This window comes from Neoroseomonas rubea, assembly GCF_016106015.1.
Lineage (GTDB): Bacteria > Pseudomonadota > Alphaproteobacteria > Acetobacterales > Acetobacteraceae > Neoroseomonas > Neoroseomonas rubea.
This window is the reverse complement of sequence record NZ_JACADQ010000550.1, coordinates 1-1,647: the sequence shown is the minus strand read 5'-3', so window position 1 is coordinate 1,647 and position 1,647 is coordinate 1. Positions and strand designations below refer to the sequence as shown.

Below are 1,647 nucleotides of genomic sequence, written 5' to 3'. Positions count from 1 at the left end.
CTCGCCGCGCCGCTGCTCGGCCCGGCCGCCGACGCGGCGCTCGGCGCGATCGGCCGCGCGTGGGCGTCGGACCGGCGGCCCGAGCATGCGCGCAACCGGCAGGATGTCGCGCTGCTCGCCGGCCTGCTGCTGCTCGCCCCGGGGTTCCAGCGCACATGATCGCCCGCCTCGGCCGCCGCGAGTTGATCCGCGCCGGGCTCGGCGCCGCCATGCTGCCGGGGCTGCGCGGACTCGCCTTCGCCGGGCAGGCCGGCCCGCCGGCGCCGCTGCTGATCCTGGTCTTCCTGCGCGGGGGGATGGACTCGCTGCATTTTCTCTCCCCCGCCGACGATGCCGCCTTCGTCGAGATGCGCGCGGCGGAGCTGCGCACGACGGCCGAGGGCGCGCAGGCCGGCGATCGGCTGGACGCGCATCGCGCCGTAGATTTCCGCCTGCATCGCGAGGCGGCCGGTCTCGCCGGCATCTGGCGCGACCGCCGCCTCGCCCTTTGGCCCGCGGCCGGCCTTCCCGAGCCGACGCGCAGCCATTTCGAGGCACAGTCGCTGATGGCGACGGGGCGCGGACGCTCCCGGGAAGCGCGCGGCGGCGGCTGGCTCGGCGCCTGGGCGGCAGCGCTGGGGCAGGATGTGCTGCCCGGCCCCTTCGCCTTGGCGGGCCAGGGCGGGCTGCCGCCGGACCTTGCCGGCGCGGGACGGGCCGTCTCGGTGCCGTCGCTCGCCGGCGGGCTTGCCCTCCCCGGCGGGCGGATCGGCGCGCTGGCGATCGAGGCGCTGCACGCGGACGGGCAGGACGCCGTCTCCCGCGCCGCACGCGCGGCGATCGGCGACCTGCGCGCGCTGGAAGCGCTCCTGCCGCGCGACGGCGAGGGGCGCGTCCTGCCATATCGTCCTGCCAACAGCGCCGACTATGCCGGCGCAGGCGGCTTCGGCGCGGCGCTCGCCGCCGTCGCGCAGGCGGCAAAGATCCATCCCGGCCTGGTCGCCGCGCAGGTCGACCTCGGCGGCTGGGACACGCATGAGGGCCAGGGCTGGCGCCTGCCGAACCTGGTGCGGACGCTCTCGCGCGGCCTCGCCGCCCTCGATGCCGACCTCGCGGACCTGCCGCGCCGATGGACCGTGCTGGTCGCGAGCGAATTCGGCCGCCGGCTGCGCGCCAATGGCAGCGGCGGTACGGACCATGGCCGCGCCGGCACGGTCATGGCCTTCGGCCGCGGTGGCGCGCTCGGCGGGCATTTCGGCGCCTGGCCGGGGCTGGCGCGCGATGCGCTGGAGGATGGCGTCGATCTCGCTGTGGCCGAGGATTACCGCGCGGTGTTTCGGCGGGTGATGCAGGATCTGGCGGGGCGGAGCGTGGTGTAGCGGGGGCGTGCGGCGCAGGACCTTCGCGCAAGGCAGGCCGGCGCCTCGCGCCGCGCCGCGGCCCTCAACGCCGCCCCGCCCGCATGCTACAGCCCCGCCGCCATGTCAGATCCAGCCGCCCCCACCCTCGCCGGCGCGAAGCGCATCGTCGTCAAGATCGGCTCAGCCCTGGTGGTGGATGCCGATACGGCGGCGCCGCGCGCGGCCTGGCTCGCCTCGGTCGCGGCCGATGTCGCGGCGCTGCGCGCATCGGGGGCGGAGGTCGTGCTCGTCTCCTCCGGCGCCATCG

The 1,647-nt window shown here is 77.2% G+C and carries 2 protein-coding genes; both read left to right on the top strand.

The features are described 5' to 3' along the window. Window positions 1-155: 155 nt before the first annotated feature. Complete coding sequence (locus HW577_RS24735; protein WP_198378746.1) at window positions 156-1,358, top strand: DUF1501 domain-containing protein; 1,203 nt, start codon at window positions 156-158, stop codon at window positions 1,356-1,358. 102 nt (window positions 1,359-1,460) lie between these two features. Continuing rightward, on the top strand, window positions 1,461-1,647 hold a 187-nt coding region (locus tag HW577_RS24730), incomplete at its 3' end, for an amino acid kinase family protein (protein WP_474100257.1).